We start from the raw sequence: 1,105 nt of genomic DNA, 5'->3' as shown, positions 1-1,105 counted from the left end.
GGCTTTTTGGCTTGCGCGGTATCTATATACGACGAATACGGTCATCCCGGGCAGAGCGAAAGGGGAAGCATAATGGCGTCGCTTGCGGAAAAACTCAAAAGCCTCTTGGGAATCTCTCGTCCGTTCGACGAGTCTTTCTTTGAGGAGCTGACGGACGCGCTCATCGAGGGGGATATCGGAGCGAAAACCGCGGTCGAACTGGTCGACGCGCTTGAAAAAACGTGTCGGCAAAAGCGCGTTGCGAGCCGCGAGGCGGTGCTGGAATCGCTCCGTGACGCGCTGCTGCCGTATATGCGGAGCACGGAACTGAAGCCCGAAGCGGGGAAAACCAGCATATATCTGGTGCTCGGCGTGAACGGGGTCGGTAAAACGACGACGGTCGCAAAGCTGGCGCGGTTTTTCCGCGACGGCAGGGCGAAGAACGTGGTGATAGCCGCCTGCGATACCTTCCGCGCTGCCGCAATCGAACAGCTTGCCATACACGGCGAACGACTCGGAATTCGCGTTATAATGCACCAGCACGGTTCCGACCCTGCGGCGGTCGCATTCGATGCGGCGGCTTCCGTTTCGGCGCAGGGTGGCGGGCTGGTGCTCGCCGATACCGCCGGACGGCTGCACAACAAAGAAAATCTCATTCGCGAGTTGCAAAAAATCGACCGCGTCGCCGCCTCTAAAGCGGACGCAGGGTGCTACAAAAAACTGCTCGTCGTCGACGCGACGACGGGGCAGAATGCGCTCCGGCAGGCGGAAGTGTTTCACGAAGCGGTCGGCGTCGACGCGGTGATTCTGACCAAATACGATTCGACCGCCCGTGGCGGTGCGGCATTCTCCATAAGCAAAGAACTGTCTATCCCCGCCGCCTATATCGGTTTCGGCGAGAAGTACCGCGATATCGACGTTTTTAATTCCGCACAATACCTTACAGAATTAGTGGGGAGCGCATGAAGCTCCCCACCGGGAAAGTACTCTTGTTTGCCGGTGTTTTTTTCGCGTTCGGTGCGCTTCTTGCCAGCTCTGCGGATCCGGATATGACGGATTCCGCGGAAGAAGCAAGCGGAGAGGAATTACCGCCGGCGGCGGGTGTGAGCGCGTTATTACTGTACCC

Annotated in this window: 1 protein-coding gene; it reads left to right on the top strand. The window is 58.5% G+C overall.

Annotated features, from left to right (window positions below; all coding sequences use genetic code 11):
* Positions 1–72: 72 nt before the first annotated feature.
* Positions 73–945 (top strand): signal recognition particle-docking protein FtsY, encoded by an 873-nt coding sequence (gene ftsY, locus AWU74_RS05975; RefSeq protein ID WP_062328542.1) that lies wholly within the window; start codon positions 73–75, stop codon positions 943–945.
* Positions 946–1,105: the final 160 nt, after the last annotated feature.

Source organism: Treponema endosymbiont of Eucomonympha sp., assembly GCF_001028545.1.
This window is presented reverse-complemented; position numbering and strand designations above follow the sequence as displayed.

Bases quoted from the DNA above. Each gene is read 5' to 3' on its own strand.
- ftsY (WP_062328542.1), top strand. From the start codon at position 73: ATGGCGTCGCTTGCGGAAAAACTCAAAAGCCTCTTGGGAATCTCTCGT.